Below are 1,461 nucleotides of genomic sequence, written 5' to 3'. Positions count from 1 at the left end.
AATTTGCTACACCCGCCCGAAGGGCAGCTTGCGCAAATCGGCTCCCCCACTCCCCGGCCCTGCCGGTCGCTGGCGCGATCCCTGACCCCGCCATCCCCTCTCGGACCCGTCGGTCATCTTTCACAAACGTCAAGGAGACGAAGATGACTTACGAACTCGAAATCCAGATTGAGGAATTGCGGGCTGAACTCAAGAACGCTTTTGACGCCGATGAGCGCCGAGAGATTGCGGCCGAACTCGAGCTGGCCGAGGCCGAGATGATCGTTGCCATGGCCGAACAGCACGGCCTTGTCGACGCCGAGCCGCCCTTCTGAGGGCGGCATATAACGACAGCCAGGCTGGCGGTTTGCGGTGTCGAAAGGAGTTGGACGCGCCATGGCGTTCTTGCCGAGCGAGGTCACCGATATCCGAAAAACTGTCGCCGCCAGATGCGGTCACCATATTCAGTATTTACATCAATGCTGTATTTGCTGTATTTTGTCGCCAACCGAACTATCTATCCAATTCACTGTGATTTTACTGCGAGGAGACGCTCAAATGACCAGCAGCACCGGTTCCTACACCACGAGTGACCTCTCGCGGAAGTCAGGCGACATTATAGCCGAGGCCTTGCGCCATCCAGTTACCATCACTCAGCGCAACAAACCGCGACTGGTGCTGCTGAACATCGAGGATTATGAACGGCTGATGCGCCAGTCCGATATGCGTGCTGCAGGCACGCTTGAGACCATGCCCGACGCATTACTCGCCGAGTTTGAGAGTGCTGTCGACGCTTACGCCGACAGCGATGAGACAAACCGATGAGTGGATATGACGAGATCCAGACAGCGACGGTCATCCGTTATCCCTATCTCTGGAGCCGTGAAGCCGGAAAGGGCGAAACAGAGGGACGCAAAGATCGACCGGTAGCCGTCGGCGTCCGGATCCCTCGAGCGGGTGGTGACCTCGTGCTGTTCTTTCCCATCACGACGAAGCAGCCGGAGCGAAGCCGGTTCGCGGCGGAGATACCAGCAATCGAAAAGCGCCGCGCCGGGCTTGATGTCGATTTGCGCCTTTGGATCATCCTCGATGAGTTCAACAGCGACATTGTCGGACGGTCGTTCTATCTCGAACCTGAACCGCCGATCGGTCGCTTCAGCAAGGCATTCTTCCTGCCACTCCTCAAGGAGTTCATCTCACGCCGCAAGTCTTTTGCCGAGGTCAGCCGATCCAGATAGTGCCGTCCGGCGACGCCACGAGCGTCACCAATTCTGGCCGGAATATCGTTTCACAACGTTGCAGATTTTTTGTGTAGGTAGGAGCGGCTTCCGCGTTCTTCACGGACTGCGGGACTGTATCCTCTTGCTCGCTTCTGAGAAATGAGTTCCAGAAAGAGCTCCACCGCCTCCTCTTCTCGCTCGAAGTGATGAACCTTCATCTGGCCTCTGGTTCCGATGCGTCCCCAGCGCCGCATAAGACATG

At 57.3% G+C, this 1,461-nt stretch carries 4 protein-coding genes; 3 read left to right on the top strand and 1 reads right to left on the bottom strand.

What is annotated here, in order from left to right; translation table 11 throughout:
- The first annotated feature begins 143 nt into the window (after positions 1-143).
- The 3 genes from RNA01_RS23860 (at position 144) to RNA01_RS23200 (ending at position 1,217) form a co-directional block, all read left to right on the top strand.
- Complete coding sequence (locus tag RNA01_RS23860; RefSeq protein WP_174824576.1) at positions 144-314, top strand: hypothetical protein; 171 nt, start codon at positions 144-146, stop codon at positions 312-314.
- A gap of 223 nt (positions 315-537) precedes the next feature.
- Positions 538-804, top strand: coding sequence for a type II toxin-antitoxin system prevent-host-death family antitoxin (locus tag RNA01_RS23205; RefSeq protein ID WP_024897924.1), 267 nt, complete (start codon positions 538-540; stop codon positions 802-804).
- Positions 801-1,217 carry a hypothetical protein gene (locus tag RNA01_RS23200; protein WP_024897925.1) on the top strand — a complete coding sequence of 139 codons (417 nt, stop codon included), beginning with the start codon at positions 801-803 and terminating at the stop codon, positions 1,215-1,217. Before RNA01_RS23205 ends, RNA01_RS23200 begins: the two co-directional genes overlap by 4 nt.
- A 50-nt stretch (positions 1,218-1,267) precedes the next feature.
- On the opposite strand, the gene RNA01_RS23195 is transcribed toward RNA01_RS23200, so the two are convergent.
- On the bottom strand, positions 1,268-1,461 hold a 194-nt coding region (locus RNA01_RS23195; protein ID WP_147182441.1), incomplete at its 5' end, for a WGR domain-containing protein.

It is taken from the genome of Paenirhizobium naphthalenivorans, assembly GCF_007992095.1.
GTDB classification, from domain to species: domain Bacteria; phylum Pseudomonadota; class Alphaproteobacteria; order Rhizobiales; family Rhizobiaceae; genus Allorhizobium; species Allorhizobium naphthalenivorans.
This window is presented reverse-complemented; position numbering and strand designations above follow the sequence as displayed.